Source organism: Streptococcus sp. HMSC071H03, from assembly GCF_001813035.1.
GTDB lineage: Bacteria > Bacillota > Bacilli > Lactobacillales > Streptococcaceae > Streptococcus > Streptococcus anginosus.
Genome location: NZ_KV811162.1, coordinates 1 through 22,388 on the forward strand (window position 1 = coordinate 1; position 22,388 = coordinate 22,388).

Annotated in this window: 24 protein-coding genes; 5 read left to right on the forward strand and 19 right to left on the reverse strand. The window is 35.4% G+C overall.

The genetic code is table 11. The features are described from left to right. Positions 1–211: 211 nt before the first annotated feature. The 14 genes from HMPREF2887_RS04975 to HMPREF2887_RS05040 all read right to left on the reverse strand — a co-directional run bounded on the left by HMPREF2887_RS04975 (position 212) and on the right by HMPREF2887_RS05040 (position 12,768). Complete coding sequence (locus tag HMPREF2887_RS04975) at positions 212–1,546, reverse strand: dipeptidase (protein WP_021001460.1); 1,335 nt, start codon at positions 1,544–1,546, stop codon at positions 212–214. 24 nt (positions 1,547–1,570) lie between these two features. Next, the gene (locus HMPREF2887_RS04980; RefSeq protein ID WP_021001459.1) at positions 1,571–3,073 is read right to left on the reverse strand and encodes a YfcC family protein; all 1,503 of its coding nucleotides are present in this window, start codon (positions 3,071–3,073) and stop codon (positions 1,571–1,573) included. Positions 3,074–3,310: 237 nt separating this feature from the next. Further along, positions 3,311–4,258 (reverse strand): carbamate kinase, encoded by a 948-nt coding sequence (arcC, locus tag HMPREF2887_RS04985; protein WP_003025409.1) that lies wholly within the window; start codon positions 4,256–4,258, stop codon positions 3,311–3,313. A 289-nt stretch (positions 4,259–4,547) separates the two neighbouring features. Next, positions 4,548–5,564 (reverse strand): ornithine carbamoyltransferase, encoded by a 1,017-nt coding sequence (gene argF, locus HMPREF2887_RS04990; protein ID WP_021001458.1) that lies wholly within the window; start codon positions 5,562–5,564, stop codon positions 4,548–4,550. Positions 5,565–5,587: 23 nt separating this feature from the next. Beyond that, positions 5,588–6,817, reverse strand: coding sequence for an arginine deiminase (gene arcA / locus HMPREF2887_RS04995; protein ID WP_021001457.1), 1,230 nt, complete (start codon positions 6,815–6,817; stop codon positions 5,588–5,590). 319 nt (positions 6,818–7,136) lie between these two features. Next, on the reverse strand, positions 7,137–7,823 hold the full coding sequence (locus tag HMPREF2887_RS05000) for a Crp/Fnr family transcriptional regulator (protein WP_003025412.1): 687 nt from the start codon (positions 7,821–7,823) through the stop codon (positions 7,137–7,139). Positions 7,824–7,958: 135 nt separating this feature from the next. Then, positions 7,959–9,014, reverse strand: coding sequence for a serine hydrolase (locus tag HMPREF2887_RS05005; RefSeq protein WP_080655058.1), 1,056 nt, complete (start codon positions 9,012–9,014; stop codon positions 7,959–7,961). Between the two features lie 104 nt (positions 9,015–9,118). Continuing rightward, complete coding sequence (locus tag HMPREF2887_RS05010; protein WP_021001455.1) at positions 9,119–10,168, reverse strand: DUF6568 family protein; 1,050 nt, start codon at positions 10,166–10,168, stop codon at positions 9,119–9,121. Between the two features lie 452 nt (positions 10,169–10,620). Next, the gene (locus HMPREF2887_RS05015; protein WP_021001454.1) at positions 10,621–10,851 is read right to left on the reverse strand and encodes a Blp family class II bacteriocin; all 231 of its coding nucleotides are present in this window, start codon (positions 10,849–10,851) and stop codon (positions 10,621–10,623) included. Positions 10,852–11,080: 229 nt separating this feature from the next. Next, positions 11,081–11,401: a hypothetical protein gene (locus HMPREF2887_RS05020; RefSeq protein ID WP_057489587.1), complete on the reverse strand. Its 321-nt coding sequence runs from the start codon at positions 11,399–11,401 to the stop codon at positions 11,081–11,083. A 151-nt stretch (positions 11,402–11,552) separates the two neighbouring features. Continuing rightward, a complete protein-coding gene (locus tag HMPREF2887_RS05025) occupies positions 11,553–11,843 on the reverse strand; it encodes a bacteriocin immunity family protein (protein ID WP_021001453.1) in 291 nt (96 codons plus the stop codon). A 51-nt stretch (positions 11,844–11,894) separates the two neighbouring features. Then, entirely contained in the window at positions 11,895–12,128 is a 234-nt protein-coding gene (locus HMPREF2887_RS05030; RefSeq protein ID WP_003025420.1) for a garvicin Q family class II bacteriocin, read from the reverse strand. Positions 12,129–12,135: 7 nt separating this feature from the next. Beyond that, positions 12,136–12,456: a hypothetical protein gene (locus HMPREF2887_RS05035; RefSeq protein WP_003037422.1), complete on the reverse strand. Its 321-nt coding sequence runs from the start codon at positions 12,454–12,456 to the stop codon at positions 12,136–12,138. 87 nt (positions 12,457–12,543) lie between these two features. Continuing rightward, positions 12,544–12,768, reverse strand: a complete 225-nt coding sequence (locus HMPREF2887_RS05040) for a Blp family class II bacteriocin (protein WP_003025424.1) — start codon at positions 12,766–12,768, stop codon at positions 12,544–12,546. A gap of 231 nt (positions 12,769–12,999) precedes the next feature. Between HMPREF2887_RS05040 and HMPREF2887_RS05045 the strand changes: the two genes are divergently transcribed. From HMPREF2887_RS05045 to HMPREF2887_RS10490, 4 genes are all read left to right on the forward strand, one after another. After that, positions 13,000–13,713 (forward strand): CPBP family intramembrane glutamic endopeptidase, encoded by a 714-nt coding sequence (locus tag HMPREF2887_RS05045; protein ID WP_021001450.1) that lies wholly within the window; start codon positions 13,000–13,002, stop codon positions 13,711–13,713. 168 nt (positions 13,714–13,881) lie between these two features. Next, complete coding sequence (locus HMPREF2887_RS05050) at positions 13,882–14,628, forward strand: response regulator transcription factor (protein WP_037590320.1); 747 nt, start codon at positions 13,882–13,884, stop codon at positions 14,626–14,628. A 4-nt stretch (positions 14,629–14,632) separates the two neighbouring features. Then, positions 14,633–15,538 (forward strand): sensor histidine kinase, encoded by a 906-nt coding sequence (locus HMPREF2887_RS05055; protein ID WP_261673843.1) that lies wholly within the window; start codon positions 14,633–14,635, stop codon positions 15,536–15,538. Positions 15,539–15,627: 89 nt separating this feature from the next. Then, entirely contained in the window at positions 15,628–15,939 is a 312-nt protein-coding gene (locus tag HMPREF2887_RS10490; RefSeq protein ID WP_261673844.1) for a GHKL domain-containing protein, read from the forward strand. Between the two features lie 44 nt (positions 15,940–15,983). On the opposite strand, the gene HMPREF2887_RS05060 is transcribed toward HMPREF2887_RS10490, so the two are convergent. The 3 genes from HMPREF2887_RS05060 to HMPREF2887_RS05070 form a co-directional block, all read right to left on the reverse strand. Further along, positions 15,984–16,133 carry a ComC/BlpC family leader-containing pheromone/bacteriocin gene (locus HMPREF2887_RS05060; protein ID WP_003025431.1) on the reverse strand — a complete coding sequence of 50 codons (150 nt, stop codon included), beginning with the start codon at positions 16,131–16,133 and terminating at the stop codon, positions 15,984–15,986. Positions 16,134–16,225: 92 nt separating this feature from the next. Beyond that, on the reverse strand, positions 16,226–17,587 hold the full coding sequence (locus HMPREF2887_RS05065) for a bacteriocin secretion accessory protein (protein WP_021001448.1): 1,362 nt from the start codon (positions 17,585–17,587) through the stop codon (positions 16,226–16,228). A 10-nt stretch (positions 17,588–17,597) separates the two neighbouring features. Further along, positions 17,598–19,748 carry a peptide cleavage/export ABC transporter gene (locus tag HMPREF2887_RS05070; RefSeq protein WP_003025436.1) on the reverse strand — a complete coding sequence of 717 codons (2,151 nt, stop codon included), beginning with the start codon at positions 19,746–19,748 and terminating at the stop codon, positions 17,598–17,600. A 480-nt stretch (positions 19,749–20,228) separates the two neighbouring features. Here HMPREF2887_RS05070 and HMPREF2887_RS05080 point away from each other — a divergent pair, with 480 nt between their 5' ends. Then, entirely contained in the window at positions 20,229–20,603 is a 375-nt protein-coding gene (locus HMPREF2887_RS05080; protein ID WP_037590248.1) for a hypothetical protein, read from the forward strand. A gap of 62 nt (positions 20,604–20,665) precedes the next feature. Here HMPREF2887_RS05080 and HMPREF2887_RS05085 read toward each other — a convergent pair whose 3' ends face one another. Then, complete coding sequence (locus HMPREF2887_RS05085) at positions 20,666–21,271, reverse strand: superoxide dismutase (protein ID WP_021001446.1); 606 nt, start codon at positions 21,269–21,271, stop codon at positions 20,666–20,668. A 70-nt stretch (positions 21,272–21,341) separates the two neighbouring features. Then, entirely contained in the window at positions 21,342–22,379 is a 1,038-nt protein-coding gene (gene holA / locus HMPREF2887_RS05090; RefSeq protein WP_021001445.1) for a DNA polymerase III subunit delta, read from the reverse strand. Between the last annotated feature and the right edge of the window lie 9 nt (positions 22,380–22,388).

The following is a 22,388-nucleotide window of genomic DNA, read 5'->3' on the forward strand; positions in this document are numbered from 1 at the left end:
ATAATTATTTGTCCAACTTTTGGGGGTCAGTACATCTCGTCCTCTCTTTTTGCTAGCAGAATCACCCCCACTACAATGACATTGAACCACTTTTGTTCAATCGCAGCTTTTCGCTATCAAAACCACATTGACGCAATGATTGATTGCTAGTTAGGTGGAAAATAAACTCTTGTGCAATTTACAAGTTCTTCTCATTCCCACTTTCTTCTAACTATTTTCCAGCTAAGCGATAAATCGTTTCAGCATAGATATCCATTGCTTTATACAAATCCTCAATCACAGTTCGTTCATTCGCTTGATGTTCTGTTTGCAAAGCATCAGGGAAAAGTGCGCCAAAGGCCACGCAATTTGGCATGGTGCGAGCAAATGTAGCACCGCCAGAAGACACAGCAGGGCTATCATTATTGGTTTTTTCTTTATAGACAGCCATTAAGGTACTGACCAATTCACTATCAAGTGGCACATATAACGGTGCAAGATAATCAAATTCTTCATAACGTAATTGATATTTTTCAGCAATTTGACTTAGTTCTCGTACTAATTTATCTTTGTCAGCAAGAACTGGAATCCGCAAATCAATCCGAATCTCGGACTCGTCTTGATTTATAGTTAGCCCAGAAACATTGAACGACAAGGTTCCTGAAGGCTCATCTGAAATTTCACCAAACAAGCTGCTGCCTGTAGCATCTTCACCAACTGCTTTTGCCATAAATTGAATAGTAGAGTGTTGAACAAGTGGATTTAGCCCCATTGCCAAACGTACAATAGCATTCACTCCCTCAGCTGCATCTTTTGAATGCTTAGGAACACCAATGACAGTGACTGTATCGCCTACCCGTTCATATCCAAATGCAGCTTTTTTTAACTCTGCTTCTAATGAATCCGCCAAATTTCCCGTATAACCTGCTTTTGCAGGTACAACATTAAAGGCTTCTCCCGCCTCGATAGCAAGCGCTTGTGAACCAGGACCATGCAATTTAATTTGCAACAATCCTTTTTCGGCATAGGTTAATGGAAAAGATGAATCAGGTGCAAAACCAAGTGTTGCTGTTTCTTCTAGCTCATTGTAACGAGCCATACAGCGCCACAGCGTTTCTTCGTCTGTACCATAGATAAAACGAATTCGTTTGTTAAATGTGACACCCGCATCCATCAGTGCTTTAACAGCATAAAGTGCAGCTAGGGACGGACCTTTATCATCTTGCACCCCACGTCCATGTATCCAACCATCTTTTATAGTTGCTTCAAATGGAGGAGTTTCCCAATCGGACAAATCTCCAGCTGGAACAACGTCTAAATGGCAGAGAACGGCCAGGAGTTCTTCTCCCTGACCGATTTCTGCATATCCATAATAGCCTTTAGGATCAATGTAAGTTTTAAAACCTAAACTCCTAGTGATCTCTAGCATTTTTTCTAAGACGTTTTGAATAGATTGTCCGAAAGGTGTTCCATTTTCCCCTTCATTAAGAACTGACGGGTAGGAAACGATCGTTTTCAGCGATTCTAAATAATCAGACTTAATTTTTTCGGTTAAAAATTGTTTCATAGAGAACACCTCATTAATTTCTTATTATAAGAAAGTTCCTAAAATAAGAAGTAGAATACTTACTACAAAGATTCCTGCAACCAATTTTGCAACGAATTTCCACCAAGTACCCAAATCAATACGTCCAAGAGCAAGTGCCCCCATAACGATACCAGATGTTGGAGTAACAAGGTTCAAAAGACCAGAAGCAGATTGGTAAGCAGTGATAATCAAGCTTGCTGGAACGTTGACGAATTTTCCAAGAGGTGCCATGATACCCATTGTTGCACTGGCAAGACCAGAGGTTGATGGGATAAGGAATGACATTGGCAGATAGAAAATGTAAGTCAATACGATAAATACTTGAGATGATAGACCTTTCAGTCCTACTTCACCCCAGTGAAGGATTGTAGCTGTAATCATACCATCGTTCATGATAACTTGAATACCACGCGCAACAGCTACGATAAGCGCAACACTTAGAAGATCAGCCGCACCATTGATAAAGACAGTGATAAAGCGGCTTTCTTTCATGCGGTAAACAAAACCAATGATGATACCCATTACCATAAAGAGCATTGCCCCTTCTGGGAAGTACCAGGTACCCAAAGCAGATGTTGAACTACCAACAATCTTACCAATGAACGGAAGTCCAACCAACCATTTATTGAAACTTTCAAAAATAGTTACCTTCAAGTCTGTCCATGGAATGAAACTCATAATCATGAGAACAAAGGTCAAGACAAAGAGTACCAACACTTGTTTTTGTTTCTTGCTAAGAGTGGATTCTACATTAGCAACTGCATCTACATTAAAGTGCTTCAAATCTTCTTCACGATGACTGTAAACCAAAGATTTTGTAGGATCTTTTTGAATCTTATCTGCATAACGATATACGAAATAAGTACCTAAAGCTGTCATCACAACAAAGAAGATTAACCGAAGAACGATACCGTCACCAGTACCTACACCTGCTGTCGCAGAAGCTATACCTGTAGCAAATGGATTCAGAGTAGAAGCCAAACATCCAATTTGAGAACCAAGAAGGATAATAGCTACCGCGGTCAAACTATCAAATCCTACTGCCATCATAACTGGCACAAGAAGTGGATAGAAAGCCATGGTTTCTTCACCCATACCATAAGTGGATCCGCCAAGAGCAAACAGAGGCATCAAGACTAAAATCAACATCTTTTCGCGGCCTTTGTACTTCTTCACGATAGAAGCAATCCCTACATCAAGGGCACCTGTTTCATTGACAACACCAAGGAAACCACCAACCATCAGAATAAAGAAGGCAACATCAATTGCTGCTGAAGTTGGTTCTTTCCCAAGCATAGCACGAATTGGAGCCATTAAGACATCCCAAATCCCTTGCGGATTTTGAGCAACAGTCTTATAGGTTCCTGTAATTAGATTACCAGACTTATCAGCATCATATTGACCAGCTGGAATAATCCAGGTCAATACTGCCATAATGGCAATGATAATCATCAAAACGGTATAAGATGACGGCATCTTAAACCCTTTTTTTGCTTTTTCACTCATTTGTTTTCCTCCTAAATGTAACAAATTGTAAAAATTTAACCGAATCCCATTTTCAGAAAGCGCTTCCTTTGACTATATTTTAACATATTCAAATGAAAAATACTAGTCATTTTCAAAAAAATTATCATTTTACAACAGTAAAATAGACTTAAAGAAAGCAAATCTAAAAATAGGAAACACCGACATTGTTTTAAAAAGTTTTATTACAGTCTTAAACTTATAAATGATAACACTCTGTTATCCTTTTTCAATAATCGTTCCGCTTTCAGACTCAATTAAAGCACCTAAGTTTTCAAGAGAAGTAATGACAGCTTCGCCTTCTGGTCGATCATTTACAAAGGCAATAGCTGCTTGCACTTTAGGTAACATACTTCCTGGTGCAAACTGTTCTTGCTTGATGTATTCTTCAAGCTGAGCTACATTAACACGCTCTAACTTAGCTTGATCTGGTTTATTGTAGTTCACATAAACATAGTCAACACCTGTCAAGACAATGAAAAGATCTGCTTCGACCAATTCAGCCAGACATTGTGAAGCAAAGTCTTTGTCAATTACTGCTTCTACGCCGGCAAGATGACCATTGTCTTCCTTGATAACAGGAATGCCGCCACCACCAGCAGCCACAACGACATGTCCTGCATTGATGAGTGTACGAATAGTTTCAATTTCTTTGATTCCAACTGGTTTTGGTGAAGCAACTACTTTTCTCCAGCCACGTCCAGCATCTTCTTTGAAAGTAGCTCCACTCTTTTCAGCTTCTGCTTTTGCTTCTTCCTCTGTGTAGAATGGTCCGATTGGTTTGCTCAAATTTGTGAAAGCTGGGTCGTTTTTGTCAACCACGACTTGTGTCACAACAGAAGCAACTTCTTTTTCAATCCCTTCTTCACGTAAAGCATTTTGAAGAGCATTTTGCAACCAGTAGCCGATACTTCCTTCTGTCATCGCAACGAGCGAATCAAGCGGGAATGCTGGATTTTTTTCAGAATCTGCTGCTAAATGTTGCAATAAAAGATTTCCAACTTGCGGTCCATTTCCATGAGTGATAATCAAGTCATCACCATTTTTAATCAATTTTACAAGATGACTTGCTGTTTCTGCTAATGCTTCTTGTTGTGCTTTAGCTGATGGATCAGATGAAAGGATGGCATTTCCTCCCAAAGCCACAACGATTTTCCGATTTGCCATAAATAATTAGCCTCCTTAGAGTTTTCTCATTATAGTGTTTCAATTTCATTTTAGTAGTCCAAGATAGAATCCAGCTGCAACAAACGTAGGAATGAGGTTAGAATAGCATTGTCTCAGACTACATTTCTCTGAGAGTGACTGCATCAGTAATTATGGTTGTTTGTTCTATCGCCTTTTTCCTCTATTAACATCATACTAAAATGAACACGAGCACTATCAAAAATGAGGACTGGACTAAAGCTATTAGTCGCAGCCCTCATAGCTGTTGGTAAACGGTTTTGGTTTTAAATTATACTTTTGGAATATAAAGGTTACCAAGAGTTGCTGCCATAACTGCTTTAATAGTATGCATACGGTTTTCAGCTTGGTCAAATTGGCGAGCGTATTTGCTGCGGAATACTTCGTCAGTTACTTCCATTTCTTCAACGCCGAATTTTTCAGCAACGTCTTTACCATAGACAGTATTTGTATCATGGAAAGCTGGTAAGCAGTGTAAGAAAATCAAATCTTCATTGTCAGCTTTCTTAACCAAGTCCATATTTACTTGGTAAGGTTTCAAAAGGGCTACACGTTCTGCAAATTTGTCTTCTTCACCCATAGATACCCAAACGTCTGTGTAAAGGACATCTGCACCTTTAACAGCTTCATCTGCATTGTCAGTGATTAAGACATGTGCGCCACTTTCTTTTGCATATCCTTCTGCCAATTTCACAATCTCTTCAGCAGGGAAGAGTTCTTTTGGAGAGAAGATGTGCACATTCACACCGAGGATAGCACCTGTTACAAGAAGGCTGTTTGCAACGTTGTTACGTCCATCACCACAATAGACAAGAGTCAAGCCTTCCAAACGACCAAAGTTTTCTTGAACTGTCAAATAGTCAGCTAACATTTGAGTTGGATGCCATTCGTCTGTCAAACCATTCCATACAGGAACACCTGAGAATTCTGCTAATTCTTCTACCATGCGTTGGCTGAATCCGCGGAATTCAATCCCGTCAAACATACGTCCCAATACTTTAGCTGTATCTTCAGTAGATTCTTTCTTGCCAAGCTGAATGTCGTTAGCTCCTAGGTATTCTGGATGAGCGCCAAGATCAATCGCTGCTGTTGTGAAAGCTGCACGAGTACGAGTTGAAGTTTTTTCAAACAAGAGAGCAATATTTTTACCTGCTAAGTAGTGATGTTCAATATTGCGTTTCTTCAAATCTTTCAAGTGAGCTGCTAAACCAATAAGGTATTCTAATTCTGCACGTGTAAAATCTTTTTCTGCCAAGAAGCTGCGTCCTTGGAACACTGAGTTTGTCATTCTATTATTTCCTCTTTCTAATCTTAAAGTTCTTCACGTTCAAACGGCATTGACATACAACGAGGTCCACCACGACCGCGAACCAATTCACTTCCGCGAATCTTAATCAAACGAAGTCCGTATTCTTCAAGAATCTTATTTGTAACAACGTTACGGTCATATACCACTACTACACCTGGTGCAATCGTAAGGGTGTTTGAACCGTCGTTCCATTGTTCACGAGCAGCTGCAACAGCATTTCCGCCACCGCAACGAATCAAATGAACTTTGTCAATACCAAGATTCTTAGCTAACAATTCAGCCAAATCGCCTTTTTCTTCTGCAATATGAAGTTTTTCATTTTCATAAGTAACAGAGTAAACGCGAAGGTCGCCTTCAATTTCTGGGTGAATCGTGAATTTGTCATAGTCAACCATTGTGAAGACTGTATCTAAGTGCATGAATTTACGATTATTAGCAAATTCAAATGCAATCACTTTCTTAAAGCCAACATTCTTCTTGAAGATATTAACCAAAAGTTTTTCAATAGATGCTGCGTCTGTACGTTGTGAAATACCTACTGCAAGGACATCTTTAGAAAGAACGAGTTCATCTCCACCTTCAATACGAGTTGTTTCTTCACGGTTATAAACCAAGTCAACATTGCCACCATATACTGGGTGGTATTTGAAAATGTATTTACCATAAAGTGTTTCACGATTACGTGTATCTGAGTACATGTGGTTCAATGACACCGCATTACCAATTGTAGCAAATGGGTCACGTGTGAAATAAAGGTTTGGCATTGGGTCAATGGCAAATGGATAGTCTGATTCTACCAAGTCAGTCAGTCCTTTAGCTTCTTCAGGAATTTCTGGCAATTCTGCTTTTTGGAAGCCTGCCATTGTCTTTTCAACCAACTCAAGGTTGTCTTCTATACCATGAAGAATGTCGCGAATAGCAACTTTTGTTTGTGCTCCGCGGATATTTGCTTCGTCAAGATATTCTTCAATAAATTCGTTACGAATTTCTGGAGAAATCAATGATTCAGCAGTCAATTTTTCGAGGTAAAGAACTTCAATACCTTCTTTACGTAGAGCGTCTGCGAATGCATCGTGTTCTTTTTGAGCATCTTCCAAGAATGGAATATCGTCAAAAAGTAGACGTTCCAAATGGTCTGGCATCAAGTTTTCCAACTCTTTACCAGGACGATGTAGCATAACTTTTTTCAGTTTTCCTATTTCTGAGAAAACATGAATAGGATGTGTAGACATCTTATGTCCTCCTCTTTTTTCTTTGTGACTTAAGTTTCCTTAAGTTCTATTTACATGTTATATTGTAATATCTTTTGTTTGCGCTTTCACAATCAATTATACATTTAAAATGCCAAATCCTTTGCTTTTTTTAAAATAAATTCTAATATTATTTCAAAATAAAACGCTTTCTATAAATATTTTATGCATTTTATTGGTTTTATGAATAATTATTTTTTAGAAACAAATGAAGTTTTTGAGGATATTTTTAAATGTTTAGGTTTCTAAATTAAAAAAGGACCAAAAATTGCTTTTTGGACTGCAATTCTGTCCTTCTTTTCTACATATCTTCAAAATACTTTAAAAAGTATTCTTTATTCAAAAAGACGAGTTTCTTTCGATTATATTGAATAATGTTTTCTTCTGTTAATTTTTTCAACACTTGATTAACTGTTTCACGAGTGGTCGCCCCCAACTTGGCTAACTCTTTCATACTAAGGGCAAAAGGAATATCATCTCTATCTTGACAAAAATCAATACATAAAATTGAAATCGCTTGGATAACTCGCTCTGTCGCACTCGCTAAAACGGAATTTCGCAAGCGTAATTCATGGAAACGCAAAATATTTGATAACTTATGCGTAATGAATAACATTTGCTCTATAATTTGTTTGGAATAGTATTCATACAAGTCAACAGGAATCGAAAAGTATTCTAAATCCGTCACAGAAATCCCAGAATAATGATAATCTTTATCTTCAAACATGCCACCATAAGGAAACATGGTATTTTCTTTCACATAATCAATGTAATTAAACGAATCTGTCTGATCATACTGCTCAATCCGAACATAGCCCTTATAAATCAAAAAAAGTCGCTCTCGCTTATCTCCAGAAAAGAAAATAATTTGCCCTTTTGGCACTTTGCGAAATTGAATCTCAACAGCTATTTTATCAAAATATTCAACTGGCAAATTTTTAAAAGCAGGATGTTCTCTAATGTAACGATAATGCTCTTTGTTAATCATGATATCCTTGTGGTCCTTTTTTACATTCTGCTCTTATTATAACACAAAAGGGCTTCAATCTTAAAGAGAGCCCTTACATTTTTCTGAAATTTGTTCTTTTTACAACGTGTCCTTCGCCCTATAAATATACGTATCTTAATTCATATTCACTCGATGCCATTCATTGATGACATAGGCCAATTGTCCAACTTGCGTAATACCAACACCACTGATTTCATCACTCTCTGAAGTCGTTCCTCCCAGTCCTGCTGTATAAAGGGCAATCAAATAAGGCTTTTCCTCACACACAACTGCATCTACATTTAATGCCTCTGCAACATAACCTGGCTTTTGGTAGATTGGAATGTCTCTTACATATCGTTTATAGTATTCGTTTGGAAAAGATTCACCGATATAATACAAAAGATCTTTATACTTTTCCTGATGTTTCCAAAGGTAATCCAAAACCTGAATATAATAGTCAGTCGTGGTTTGATTTTGTTGGTTGATCGTCTCAACTTCCCCCTTGCCTTTTCCATAGCGCTGATACATTGTATAGGCTTTATCCAAGCCACCTAAGCGCTCAGCTAAGGCATAAGCTGGCGTATTTTCAGAATAAAGAAGGGAATACTCCTGCATTTCAGGGATGCTCATGGTCCCATTAAATGCTGCTACATAGTTATTATGTTCACCGATATACTCATAGCGAGTATGGGTAATATCAAACCGCTCGGTCATTGATAAATTTCCTTTTTCTACCTCATCAACGACCAACATATTTAATGGCAATTTGTAAGTCGAGCCCGCTGTCATCGGTTGCGTTTCATTCATAGCGTAGATTTGTCCACTCGTTAAGTCCTTATAAGAAAATGCAACCTGCGAATGCTCTATTCCCATCTCATCTAGATAAGCCTTTACAACTTGAACCAAATTTAGATTAGCATAATCATAATACAAACCATAGGCTTCCATTACAGGCAAATCAGATTCCATGACTTTCTGCTTTTCTTCTATACTCTTTGACGAAACACGAGTGACTAATTTAGACTCTTTTGACGAATTTTTTGGCTTTTCTTGACTGGTAGGATAATTTGCAGCTACTTTCGTAGGATGTGCCTTTCTAGCTTGGCCAAAGTATACAGCACTTGATACTAATACACCACACATTATAAAGCAACCAATCAAACAAAGAATCATTGTCTTTCTACTCACGCACTCCTCCTAACTTATATACCTCATTATATAGGAAGAATGAACATTTGACAAGATGGAGTGCACAGAATCATCATCCGTTTTTAATTCTTACTAATGATGATTCAATAGCATTTTCTATCATTCAATCCTTTTCTCATCCCTAGATAAAATGATAATGTAAGAAGAGCCATTGCCAACCCAAATCGGAATAATCCTTTACTCTTTTTGATGCCAGTTTTGGGTAATTGCATGTTATTTTGAGTATATTTAATTTGCCTATTTGTTAATGGCGTTAAATTTTGATTCCTAGCATCTTCTTTATTTGACTCTGAACTGACACTAACGTCTTTTGGTAAGGATTCCTCATTGTTTTTTAAGTCAATAGAAGCTGGTGCTTGGCTTTGTTTAACTTGTTTATCATTTTTATTCTCTTGATGTTGAGGGTTATCTTCTTGCTTTTTGCCTGCCGGTGCTTTATGAAAATACAGATAATCATAGAGTTCTTGAGCAGTGATACCTCCACCGACCCAACCGGAAGTTAATGTACCATTTTTAAGATAGAGTATCGTTGGGGTACCAGGAATACCAACTGTATTAAATAAAAATTCTTTTGCATGTTCATCAAAATCTTCACCATCTGTATTATAGTATTCTAATTTTCCACCTGTTAATTGATTAAACTTTTTTAGTTCAGGAGAAAATTGTCGACAAAAATAACAAGTTTCCCGTCCTACATAAATCGTATGTTCTTTATTATCCGAAGTAAAAGCTGAATAAACATCTTTTATCGTAGCCTTGGGAAGTTCAGCTATATTCTCACGATAAGTAGCAACATCAACCTCTTTTGAGTCTTGAGAATTTGGAATGCCATTTGCTGCAGAAGTTTTGTTTGAAGTAGAAGCAGATTTATTCTTTGTCAAGTTTTTCTTTTCTACAGCTGTATCTTCCTTTGACGCTGGCATCCTTACAGGTTTCGTATCTGTCGCAATTGAGTCTTGATTTGTGTCATTTTTAACAACAGCTCCTGTCGAACCTTCAGACACTATTTCAGTTATAGCTGTGCGTTGATGTTCCTCTTTATGAACCCCATCAGCAAAAACTATGTTATTTCCAAAAGCAAGCAATAACACCGAACTAAATAAAAGTGATTTTAATAATTGTTTTTTCATCATTTTAAACTCCTTTATGTTCTATTTACAGTATAAGGTAACTATTTCAGTTTCATCTTCGAAAATCCTAAAAGGTAGCTCTGATAGCCTGAATGGTAAAAAGTAAGAAACAGGAAATCAAACGAGCTGTCTTCCTGTCGATAATTTTCAATATCAAATGATAAATTTTCTTAAATATTTAAAATATGAACGAAAATATACCACAAATAGGATACTGATAGAAATGAAAGAATGATAATAAATTTCTTATGTGAAGGTACAAAATATATTATCAAGAGAACCAGTAAATATAATAAACTAATTAGTAAAAATTTTATCATCATCTTATTTTTTTGAGATTTTCTTACATTTATCCAGAAAGTAAATAATTGGTTTATCTAACCAAGTTAATATCATCATAGTGATAAAACCTAGTGCGAAACTTTTTATATCAAACATTTATTCCCCCATTTCACTTACCACCAACAAGTAGCTCCATAACCAACTTTACCAATAATAGCTCCCCCAACAGCTCCTGCAACTACTCCTTGCCATGTTATGGTCTTGATTCCTAATCTCAATCCATTACCCGCACCACCAGCAATACCCGATTTTGCAAAATCACCCCAATTACAACCTCCCCCTTCAACACGTGCCAGCATTTCAGAGTTCAGTACTTCAAATTTTTCCAATGTTTTTGTTTTCATGATGAATACCTGTTTTTTATTTTAATAATTTCAACCTGTTGCAACTTAATAAACTTAGTATAGCACACGACATATTTTATAAATCTGCAAATCCTGAATGGTACTTCTGACGTCTTGAATAGTGATTGTTCCAAATTGGTCTGCTAAAAATCAAAGACTCTAAGTGAATTATAACTTAGAGCCTTTTTAGAAATGCTATAAAAGTGGTCAGAAAAATCAATTTATTTATCTACAAACTCTCTAGAATACGGTATTCTTTTTCAAATATTTTTTGAGAAACTACCCGATGATTGCTTATATCCAAATAATCACCAATATAGCCCAACACATACATACCATAACCTGCAAATCCACCGCCTATTGTTCCAACTGTACCAATTTTTAAATTCTCCACAGTAGAAGGATTCAGACCAGCCATTAAAATCCGAAGATGATCATCCAACCAATACAAGTAATTTTTAGCAAACGCTTCTTTCACCCAATCAGGTTGTTCAGCTTCTCTGCTAATTTTCCAAACATCAGCTATTTTATTTTTATAAATCGCTTTCATTTACACCCTCCCAGATGTTATCGAAAATCTTTCTTGATATGCTACTATCCTATTTTCCACACAATTTTGTGTCCACTTTTATTATACCATGTCCAGTACCAATCTTTTCAGTGGTCTTATATAGAAGCTAATTATCAATCCACACAAATACCTAGATTATTCTAATATGAGACAAAGCCCTCAGCTCCTTTAACTGACTTGATTCAGTACTTGACAGTCGTATATTATTGTTTAAAAGTACTTTAGAAATATCAATATTCATACGAGTCAATATATAAGGTGTAGATGTTCCATCAAACTTCAATTCTGTTCGATAAGAATCCAGCACTTGATATAGTGGATTCGCGTTTTTACTATCAAATTCAGAAAACATTTGGTTGATAAGAAAAATTGCTCGTTCTCTTCTTTCCTGCCCACCAGCAAACCATCTTAAAGTTCCCATAATATTACTCCTAAAACAATCTAATTTTTATATTCGCTTTTAAAAGACTTGTTAATGTCTTGGAATCCACGGACCATATTCTGCCCAGCCTTTAACAATAACATCTGTAGTTGCTTGAAATATTCCTTTAGTAACTTTATAATCCCATCGGCCATTACTATAGCGACATGCATAACCGTTTGCTCCTACCATAACAGGCTTACAATATCCTGAACCTCCACCACTAATTTCAGAAAGCTGAACATCTGATAGCTCATTTACAACTTCACCTTTTAAATTTAACATAAAATTCTCACTCTCTTTCATTTTTTAATATATTATTATTTAAACACAAAATATAACCAACGGTATAAAATACAACAATAATATGACAATAGAAAAAGGACAAAATATTAGGAATATCTGAGAAGAAAATTTTATAACCAACAAATGTAATTATAACAATAGACATCGGTAATGTTTTTTTAACAAACTTTTTGTATAAATCAAAAGTTTTTGATAAAGTAATTTGAGGTCTATTCTGTTTGTATGCAAAATAATGAATTAATATTTCTAATACCAAACTAGAAAGACTAAGCTTTAGTATGTTAATCGCTCTAATCTTAAAATACATTCCTACTATAGTAATTAATATAATAGATATCAGCATTGTTATTATTACTCTCTGTGTATTCTTCATATTTGTTCCTTTTTAACCTCCTTAATGAGCTCGAATAATTGCCCAAGCTCCTGTACAATACTGTGCCCCTAAAATAGCACCTACAGCAGTTCCAACTCCAGGAAAAACACTACCTATCGTTCCACCTGCTACTGTGCAAACAGCCAATGCCTGTGCTGCTTCCCCAGCTCCTATTTTCCCCCCTTCAACACTTGCCAGCATTTCAGAGTTCAGTACTTCAAATTTTTCGAGTGATTTTGTATTCATGATGAATACCTCCTTTTTATTTTCATATTTTTGTCCTGTTGCAACCTGACAAATTTAGTATAGCATATAATATATTTTATAAATTTATAAATCCTGAATGGTACTTCTGACATCCTGAATCGTATTTTTAACCATTTAGGACACCAACGCTATCATTTGGGATTTCAATGAAATCTTTTATAAAAATTTTGTAGAATAAGAATATAAGGTTACTTCAAAATAGGAGATACGATGAAGAAATTAGCATTTTCACTCATTTTTATAATACTTTTTACTATTTTACTGGCAGGTCTTCCAGAAACTTTAGCCCTTCATATTGCTATTTTGTTTCAGTGGAATTTGACAGCAGTTGGTGTTATGATATTAATTCAAGAGATATTGATGCTGTTCTTCATCCTTTATCTCTTGAAACGAGCAGATTTATCCTCTATTTTTAAAAGGAAGAAAATCCATAAACGTGATATCGCAGCTTTTCTTGCTTTACTGTTCATCTTTTTCTTATTGGCAGACATAAGGAAAGACTTGGTGCAATATATGGCGCGAACGACTATGAATACCAAACTTTACAGTAAGGTTGGTATCTGGAGTGGAGGAAAAATTTTTGATATTTGTAGTATTCTCATAACGGTATTGATGAGTCCAATTATAGAAGAACTTTTTTATCAAGGATATGTCATGTCTCGGTTCTTTACCAATTCAAACTATTATTTAGACGTCTTGCTTTCTGCTAGTCTATTTACGTTAGGACACATGATCTTACTTCAGAGAGACTGGGTCAATCTCAGTTTTTACTTTTTAAGTGGATTGGCATTATCTCTATTTTACCGTTATAGTCAAAACATCCGACTTCAGATGCTCTTTCATGTATTGTGGAATTTATATACTTTCATAGCCTCTATCTGGTATATCATTTATAATTGGTTTTATTTTCATTTCTTTTTTTAGTAAGCAAAAACAAGCTGATAGCTATAAAGTGTTATCAGTTTGTTTATTTTTTGAATCTATTGAATATTTTTATATTTTGTTCTTGTGAACTTCCAATCCTTTTTATATAATGAATACTAGAATTACACATAATTCTTACATATTTTATCAATCGGGAACATTATGAAAATGAATATTTTTATTTTAGAAGATGATCTTACTCAACAATATTATATGGAGACTATTGTTGAAAAAATTATCGAAAAACATCGTCTTCAATATCACCATTTTGAAGTTTTTGGAAAACCTAAACAATTACTAGAAGCCATATCTGAGAAAGGAAGCCATCAGGTTTTCTTTTTGGATATTGAAATCAAAACTGAAGAAAAAAAGGGCTTAGACGTCGCCAAAAAGATACGCGAGATAGATCCTTATGCCATTATTGTCTTTGTAACCAGTCACTCTGAATTGATGCCGGCAGCGTTTAAACTGCAAGTCGGCGCCCTTGACTATCTTGACAAATCGTTATCAAAAGAAACTTTTAAAAAACGGATCGAAACTGCGCTGCTACATACTGAAAACCTAACAGGCAAAGGCCTGGCAGACGATTCTCTTCTCTTTGAAACACCTCATACACAAATACAAGTGCCGTTTAAAGATATTCTTTACATCGAAACTTCCTCTCGCCCTCACCGTTTAGTACTTTACACACATAGAGGGCGTACGGAATTTACTGCCAATCTTTCAGATATGTTAAAAAAAGAAAAACGGTTCTACCAATGTCATCGTTCCTTTGTTGTTAACCCAGCTAATGTCCATCAAGTGGATAAAGTAAATCATATCCTTCACTTCCAGAATGGTGCTACTTGTCTTGTTTCTAGATCAAAAATAAAAGGGCTAACAGAAGCTATTGCAGCCCTGCACCGGAGGGAATGATATTATGGTGCAATTATCATTGATTATCGTAGACATGTTTTTATTGTTGTTTCTTTTTTCCTACATTAGTGGACAAAAATTAATAACTAGAACATATCTAATAGCAATTCTAGCTAACTTATTTTATAGTATAATTTTTTCTTTTATTCCAAATAATTTATTTTCTTATCTGATAGGTCCAACTTATTTTTTAATTTTTTCTTGGATTGTTGGAAAATCTTACAACAAAACGTTAAAAATTTTTTACGGACTTTTTCCAATCACACTATGGAATTTAATTCAACGCTTGATTATTTTTTTCATATCTCCTTTATTTAGTTTTAGTGTAGAAAGACTCAATAAAAGTTTTTTTGGTCCGATTGTCACCTCAATTATGGCGACGCTGATAGTATTACTTTTTTTGCGTTTAATTCAATATAATTTTAAGACATTAAAATCTCAAAAAATTAATCACAACGATAAGAAAATTATCATCTTTGTAAATATCAGCATGATTATTTATCATCTTATTGTTCAAGTTCTATCTTATTTAGAAAATGAGAATAACTTACAGACACTAAATTTTAGAGAAAGTTTAGTAGTTCTTTATCTTATCCTTTTTGTGAGTGTTGCCAATTATTTAGACCGTCATTTACGAGAGAGAATCCAAAGTGATTTAATGCTTCAAAAAGATTTACAGTTAAAAAACTTGGAAAACTACAGTCATCACATTGAGGAATTGTACACAGAAGTTCGGAGCTTTCGGCATGATTACGCTAATATTTTAACAACCTTGAAATTAGGAATTGAGCAAAATGATATAGGCATTGTAAAGAATGTCTATCATTCTGTTTTGAAAGATTCCAATAAGCGTTTTCGCAATCCCAAGTATGATATTGGACGGTTAGTCCATATCAAAACGATGCCTTAAAAAGCCTGCTAGCTGCTAAATTTGCACAAGCTCAAGAGCATAATGTATCCGTTTCATTGGAGGTTCCAGAAGATATTTGTCCACAAGGAATGGAATTAGTTGACTTTATCACCATTGTCTCCATTTTGTGTGATAATGCGATTGAAGCTGCCACTCCAACTATGACGATTGCTTATGTTTTGTCAGAAAACAAGCAGGTATTCTCCATTGAAAATGCTATAAAAGAAGAGCATATAGACATGTCTTATATTTTTGATGCGGGAGTTAGTTCTAAAGGATCTGGGCGAGGAATTGGATTATCAAATGTCTTAGCAATTCTGGATCGATATCCAAATGTTTCTCTTACTAGCGCTAGTCAAAATTATCGTTTCCAGCATGTCCTTGAGATTCATCTGAATTAAAGAAAACCATTGCTGTAATATCAAGTACAGTAATGGTTTTTATGTTATCCTAAATCAGGTTGTCCAAGTTTGCCTAATTTATACTTTTTTAAATAAGGACTAAATAAGTCTTCCAACCAGCCGCCACCGACAACTTGTTCGAGTTCTTGACTTGTAAGTGTATGAAAATGATCCAATGTTTGTTTTTTATCCATAATAGAACCTCCTTTTTGATATATTTATTATAACCCAACTGTTGAATAATGAATCGTTAAATCTTAAACGGTAGTGATTTCGTCCTAAACGGTCATTCGACATTGTTCAACAGTTTGTCTTTGTAGTAATCAAAGAATGATTTTTTCGCAATGACAATAGTTACTCTTCCTTGTAGACCATACTTGATCACTTGTCCATTGGACTTAGAAATTTTAGCCTTGGCAGTTACTTTAAAAAGGTTTCCTTGTTTTGTTTCAGTAGCGGAAGTATCAATTTTATTGATATTTCCGATAATGGTGATGGACTGCTTTCCAATTTTTTCTAAAGTTAGACGAGTGGTTTGTCCTTTTTTTAAATTGGTCATATAGGTCGAAGGCACATAATAAGCGATAAGGACTTCGTTTGTTTTGGTGATATCTGGATAGATTTGGGCAATTTCAGTTCCTTTAGGTAATAAGTTGTTCCCTTTTAACTTTTCACTAATATGCAGAACACCTGTTTCGGGAGCGACTAATCTATTGTTTTGAAGCTGGACATTTGCTTGATTCAATTGATTCTGTAAATCAGTGATTTGGGTCATAAGGGTTGCTAACTGTTGGTCAGCCGTTTGGATAAATTGTGTGCGGAGTACTTCGATTTTCGTAGAAAGACTATTGTCATAAGTCGCCGCAGTTCCAGTACCAGCTTTTTGAATCTTTAGATTCGCAATGGAAGAGTTTAAATTGGATATATTGGTATCAATTTGAGACAAATACTGATTTGTGAGGGAAGTATCTGGATTAGCTTGATACTGTTTCTTATACATGTTGAATGTTGTCTGATGTGGATTACTCTTTGGTAAATGTGAAGCATTCTCCGAGATGACCTGATGCAGTTCACGATAATCATTTATCTGTTTTGTTAAATCATTGATTTGCTGATCAATCGCAGCAATTGTGTTATGAGCCAAAGAAGCTTGTTTACTGACTTCGATATTGCTTTTTGAAATTCCTAATGATAGATCCTGCGATTGCTTGATAAAATTGTTAAAAGTATTAGCATAGCCAAATTCATCTTCACCCGAAAAAAGATTTATCCCTTGATGCAAACTCGATTTGAGTGTTTCTATGCCAACTTTTTGTCGTTGATAAGTTGCAAGTTGAGTTTTAATAGCTGTTTGTTGAGAGACTTCCATATTTTTTGCATATTGAATCAACAACTCTCCTTTTACGACTGCCTTATTTTCGGCTAAATGGTTAATCAAAATCGTATTATTGCTGCTTGATTGGATCATAGCAATGACTTTCGTTGGTGTAATTTCACCGATAGATTTGATAGTCACTTCCTTTTGACCGATAAAAGAAAAAAGAACCAGAAATAGAACGAACAATACCAAAGGAAGAATAAGAACGGTCGCAAAGTTATGGTATCTTCGATGATAAAATTCTGCACTTTTAAACAGATTGGGATTCATAATTCACTCCTTATTTGCTAAATAAATGATGATAAAAACCTTTTCTTTCCATCAATTTAGTGTGGGAACCAGTTTCAATAATCTGTCCTTTATCAAGAACAATCACTTGATTTGTCCGCTTTGAAATGCTGAGACGATGAGCAACAAAAATAATCGTTTTGTCTTTTAAGCCCATCAGATTGTCAATGACCTTTTTCTCAGTTAAAACATCCAATCCGCTCGTTGCCTCATCAAGAATAAGAATTGGTGACTTTGTTAAGAGGGCGCGTGCTAGAGCAATTCTTTGCTTTTGTCCACCTGATAGACCAGCTCCATCGGACAATTCTGTTTGATATCCCATAGGCATTTGTTCAATATCCGAACGAATTTCTGCAATTTCACAAGCGCGAATAATCTCTTCTTGAGAAAATATTTGATTCGTCCCTAATGTAAGATTTGCTAAGATGGAACCACTAAAAATATAGGCTTGTTGTGGTAAATAATTGATATATTGACGAAGCGTCTTCTTATCAATCATTTTAAGATCATTTCCATTAAGACGGATTTGCCCTTTATAAGGCTCATAAAAATGAACCATCATTTTGGCAAGTGTTGTCTTTCCCGAACCACTGATGCCGACTAAGCTCACCTTATCTCCTGTTTTTATTGTTAAGTTAATATCCGATAACGTATCTCGTCCGAAGCCATATTTATAAGAAACATCATGAAAAGTAATGTCACCAGCCAAGAAATTTTTCTCTGTAATGACTTGTTTGGTTTTGAATTCGGATTCTACCAGATAAACTTCATTCAACCGCTTGTTAGCAACCTTAGCCGACTGCAGCTTAGTTTGCAGATTGATGATACTTTCAAGTGGACTTGTAAAATACGAAAGGAGTGCATTAAAAGTAATCAGCTGTCCAATCGAAATTTTTTGAGACATAGCCAGAGATGCTCCAACCCATAGAATAACAACATTCAAAATAAATTGTGCTCCTTGTTTGAGAGATGTCTGCATAATGGAATATTTACTAAGCGTAAAAGATTTATCTAAATAATTTACAAATTCGCTGTCTATCTTTTGGTAACGAGTTTCTTCGCTGGTTAAAGATTTAATCGTTTCAATGCCATTAATATCTTCGATAATAGCAGAATTTACCATGGAATTACTTTGCATAACGTCATGATTCATTTTTTCAAAAGGCTTTATAAAAGCAAAAATAATCACTGTATAGATAGGAATAGCAAGCAGAGTGAGGAAGAAAAGGTTGGTATTCTGTAATAATAGTACCCCTCCTACCATTATCAAAATAAAAAGGTCAAGAAAGAGTGAAAGTATTGTAGAAGCGAGAGCATCAATAATGGAATTAGCATCTGTAAAACGAGAAATAATTTCTCCAGTGCGTCTCGTAGCAAAAAAAGACATCGGTAATTCAAAAATGTGTCGAATATATGATAAAATTACATCGATGGTTAATCGCTGACTAAGTATAATCAATAAGTAATCTCTGGAAAAACTCATCATTTGCTGCAAGATGTAAGTAATGATAAGCCCAATTGAAACGATTCCAAGAGTTGATTTCATCTGATTTGGAATGTATTCATCCAAAATCCCTTGCAGATAATAAGAACTAACAATGTTAATGAGGGTCACAAGCAAACTAGCTAAGACAATATAAAAAATCAAAGAACGCTGTTTAAAGATGAGTGGTAAAAAGCTAGTAAGCCCATTCTTCTTATCCTTATGTGGTTTATAGCTAGGTTCTGGTGCTAAAAAAATAGCAACACCAGTCCATTCTGTTGCAAATGTCTCTTTTGATATCTTAGTTATTTTTACACTTGGGTCAGGATCTCCAACTAGCAGACCTTTTTTCGTATTTTTATAGATAACATAATAATGTGGGAGTTTAGCTTTTTTCTGAACATGAACGATAAAAGGATAGGGAATAGCTTCCATATCAAACAAAGACATATCCCCTTGAATCGGTCGTGTCTCAAAACCTATTTCTTGCGCTGCTTGAACAATTCCAAGAGCCGTTGTCCCTTCTTTACTTGTCTTAGCAAGTTCTCTCAGATGTGCAAGAGAGTAGTCTGAACCATAGTATTTTGCAATGGAAGCAAGCGCAGCGACACCGCAATCTCTTGCATCTATTTGAGGAACAAATGTTTTCTTAACATTCACAACAATGATTTCCTTTCTAAAATAAACTCGGATTATTTGTTACGTAGGTAATAGTAGACACGTAATTTGAGATAAACATCTATTAAAACATAACTTATCATCATACTAAAAGCAAAGCCGGTTAGTAGAATACTTAATATGGGAATAGAATGGATAAATAAATAGCTGAGTGATAAAAAAAGAATAAACAGTGCTGTGGCATTGCTATCTCCCCAATTTTGAATTTTTTCTAGTCTTAATAGCACTGTGGCTGATGGACTGAAAAATTTATCTAAAATAATCATCTGATAGAATAAGCCCTTTCATCGTTATAATATGATTATCCCAAAATATTTTTAAATAAATTACAAAAATCTTAAACGGTATGTATAATGGCCTGAATGGTTCAAAAATGCTGTTCAGGACATTATACATACCGTTCAGGATTTGCTCAGTTATCTTTCATTTGATATGGTAGGATATAAGCTAGGAGGAAACATAATGATTCAAATTCAACCTTATTCTTTTATTAGCTCTATTTCTCTCTATTTTACGGCTCTCTATCTTCGAACAATCCATCAATTCTTTAAAATAAAGCTGCGATTGACGCATCCTGCGCAGCGAACTTTTCGCCCGACTACTTATTTTGTGGTACAATCCAAATTTTTCTCATTTAAAGATGCCACCAAAAGAATTGAAACAATCCGAAAATATGATAAAAGAGGGAAAATTGTCCTTATTGGAGAACATATTGATTATGAACTGCTGTTTAGAAATCACTATCTTGTTTTCGGTGTCATTGATCGAACCAATGATCATTCTCTGAAATTCCTCAAACAACAAATCTGGTTTTATTTGGAAGGAATTTATAGGTAATTTTACTATAACAGAAAAAAACGAACCTAATCAGATTCGTTTTTTCTATCTCATTGCACACCTTATTTTGCTGCTGCGTACAATTCATTAACCTTATTCCAGTTGATGACTGAGAAGAATGCTTTGATGTAATCTGGACGAACATTGCGGTACTTCACATAATAAGCATGTTCCCAAACATCAATTCCTAAAATTGGTGTTTTCCCTTCAGAGATTGGTGTGTCTTGATTAGCAGTTGAAGTCACTTCTAATTTACCATCATTATTGACCACCAGCCAAGCCCAACCTGAACCGAAGCGACTTGTCGCAGCTGTTGTAAATGCTGCTTTGAAATCCTCAAATGAACCAAATATTGCTTCAAGGTCTGCTGCTAATGCTGCTGACGGCTCTGTCTTTTCTGGCGTCATCAATTCCCAGAAAAGCGCGTGGTTGAGATGACCACCACCGTTATTGATAACAGCTTGACGAATATCCGCTGGAATGGTTTCTACATCTGACAAAAGTTGCTCCAAATCCTCACCGATTTCAGGGTGTTTTGCCAGAGCCGCATTTACATTATTGACATAAGTATTGTGGTGTTTGTCATGATGCAAGTGCATCGTTTCTTCATCAATATACGGTTCCAAAGCATCGTAAGAATAAGGTAAATCAGGTAAAATAATTGCCATTGGTTTGTTCCCCTTTTTCATTTTATATGAAAATGATAACGTAGACCTACAAAATTTTCAACTTATTTGCTTATAAGTTGTGGGTAGCAATCTTTAACAAAGCCAAGTCAAATAAATAACTTTTCTCATAAACTCCAGACTTGATTTGGTAATCTGTTTCAATCAAGCAAGCAAGTACTTTTTTTAGAAAATCAAGCTGTAAAGATCGCACATCACGCAAAGCATATTTGATTTGAAAAGGATTCACCTTTCGTCCTAAATAACTGGACAAGTCTGCTACAATCTGACTTTCATTACGTCCATTTTCAAAGAGGATTTTCACTTGTGCAAATATACGAAACTGGCCCAACATAATCGCAATCAGCTTGATTTCATCTTCACCTTGCAATGTCAAGTCTCGCACCAGGCTTCTTGCCGCATCTACCTTTTGATGCAAAATCATCTGGGTAAGATCAAAAATATTATCCTGTAAAGTTTTTGGAATTGCTTCAGCAATGTCATCGCTTGTAATGATGCCATCTTTTTTATAATCCTTTAAAAAAGCTAAGTTTTTACTAATTTCACTAAAATCAAAGCCGGATTTGACAAACAATTCCTCGAAAACTGGTGAACTAAATTCTAATCCTTGTTCCTGAGCCAACTTACTAAAGTATGCCCGCAGCTCCTGCTCTTTTGGCTCACTTGCTTCAAAAATTTTACCATCTCGCTTGAGCAATTTTACAATTCGCCGTTTACTGTCTAACTTCCCTTCTGCAAAAATGACTAATTTTGTCGTATCTGCAGGATTTTCCAAATATTGCTCAAAAGATTTTAGCTCATCATCCGTCAAATAGCATTTTTTAGCTGTTGTCACATCCAAAAAATGATCCAAAATGACGATCTTCTCTTCAGAAAAGAAGGGCAAACTCACTAGATCAATCTCCACATCTGGATAAACGGCTTCTTTCATATCAAAGTAAGTCATATTTAAATCTGCAGCATCGTATTGAATTTGACGTAAAAATTGTGATTTCATCAATTCAAATTGCCCTGTATCATCACCAGTCAAAATTGTCAGATTAGGTAAATTTGTCAGATTTACTGTTTTAATCTCTTCAATTGCTAACACAACGGCCTC

Coding starts and splice junctions, on each gene's coding strand:
- arcA (WP_021001457.1), bottom strand. CDS start 6,817: ATGTCTACACATCCTATTCATGTTTTCTCAGAAATAGGAAAACTGAAA.
- HMPREF2887_RS05065 (WP_021001448.1), bottom strand. CDS start 17,587: ATGAATCCCAATCTGTTTAAAAGTGCAGAATTTTATCATCGAAGATAC.
- HMPREF2887_RS05050 (WP_037590320.1), top strand. CDS start 13,882: ATGAATATTTTTATTTTAGAAGATGATCTTACTCAACAATATTATATG.
- HMPREF2887_RS05035 (WP_003037422.1), bottom strand. CDS start 12,456: ATGTATTTTAAGATTAGAGCGATTAACATACTAAAGCTTAGTCTTTCT.
- HMPREF2887_RS04980 (WP_021001459.1), bottom strand. CDS start 3,073: ATGAGTGAAAAAGCAAAAAAAGGGTTTAAGATGCCGTCATCTTATACC.
- arcC (WP_003025409.1), bottom strand. CDS start 4,258: ATGGCAAATCGGAAAATCGTTGTGGCTTTGGGAGGAAATGCCATCCTT.
- HMPREF2887_RS05000 (WP_003025412.1), bottom strand. CDS start 7,823: ATGATTAACAAAGAGCATTATCGTTACATTAGAGAACATCCTGCTTTT.
- HMPREF2887_RS05080 (WP_037590248.1), top strand. CDS start 20,229: ATGATTCAAATTCAACCTTATTCTTTTATTAGCTCTATTTCTCTCTAT.
- HMPREF2887_RS05060 (WP_003025431.1), bottom strand. CDS start 16,133: ATGGATAAAAAACAAACATTGGATCATTTTCATACACTTACAAGTCAA.
- HMPREF2887_RS05030 (WP_003025420.1), bottom strand. CDS start 12,128: ATGTTAAATTTAAAAGGTGAAGTTGTAAATGAGCTATCAGATGTTCAG.
- HMPREF2887_RS05015 (WP_021001454.1), bottom strand. CDS start 10,851: ATGAAAACAAAAACATTGGAAAAATTTGAAGTACTGAACTCTGAAATG.
- argF (WP_021001458.1), bottom strand. CDS start 5,564: ATGACAAACTCAGTGTTCCAAGGACGCAGCTTCTTGGCAGAAAAAGAT.
- HMPREF2887_RS05045 (WP_021001450.1), top strand. CDS start 13,000: ATGAAGAAATTAGCATTTTCACTCATTTTTATAATACTTTTTACTATT.
- HMPREF2887_RS10490 (WP_261673844.1), top strand. CDS start 15,628: ATGGAATTAGTTGACTTTATCACCATTGTCTCCATTTTGTGTGATAAT.
- HMPREF2887_RS05020 (WP_057489587.1), bottom strand. CDS start 11,401: ATGAAAGCGATTTATAAAAATAAAATAGCTGATGTTTGGAAAATTAGC.
- HMPREF2887_RS05085 (WP_021001446.1), bottom strand. CDS start 21,271: ATGGCAATTATTTTACCTGATTTACCTTATTCTTACGATGCTTTGGAA.
- HMPREF2887_RS05055 (WP_261673843.1), top strand. CDS start 14,633: ATGGTGCAATTATCATTGATTATCGTAGACATGTTTTTATTGTTGTTT.
- HMPREF2887_RS05010 (WP_021001455.1), bottom strand. CDS start 10,168: ATGATGAAAAAACAATTATTAAAATCACTTTTATTTAGTTCGGTGTTA.
- HMPREF2887_RS04975 (WP_021001460.1), bottom strand. CDS start 1,546: ATGAAACAATTTTTAACCGAAAAAATTAAGTCTGATTATTTAGAATCG.
- HMPREF2887_RS05040 (WP_003025424.1), bottom strand. CDS start 12,768: ATGAATACAAAATCACTCGAAAAATTTGAAGTACTGAACTCTGAAATG.
- HMPREF2887_RS05025 (WP_021001453.1), bottom strand. CDS start 11,843: ATGGGAACTTTAAGATGGTTTGCTGGTGGGCAGGAAAGAAGAGAACGA.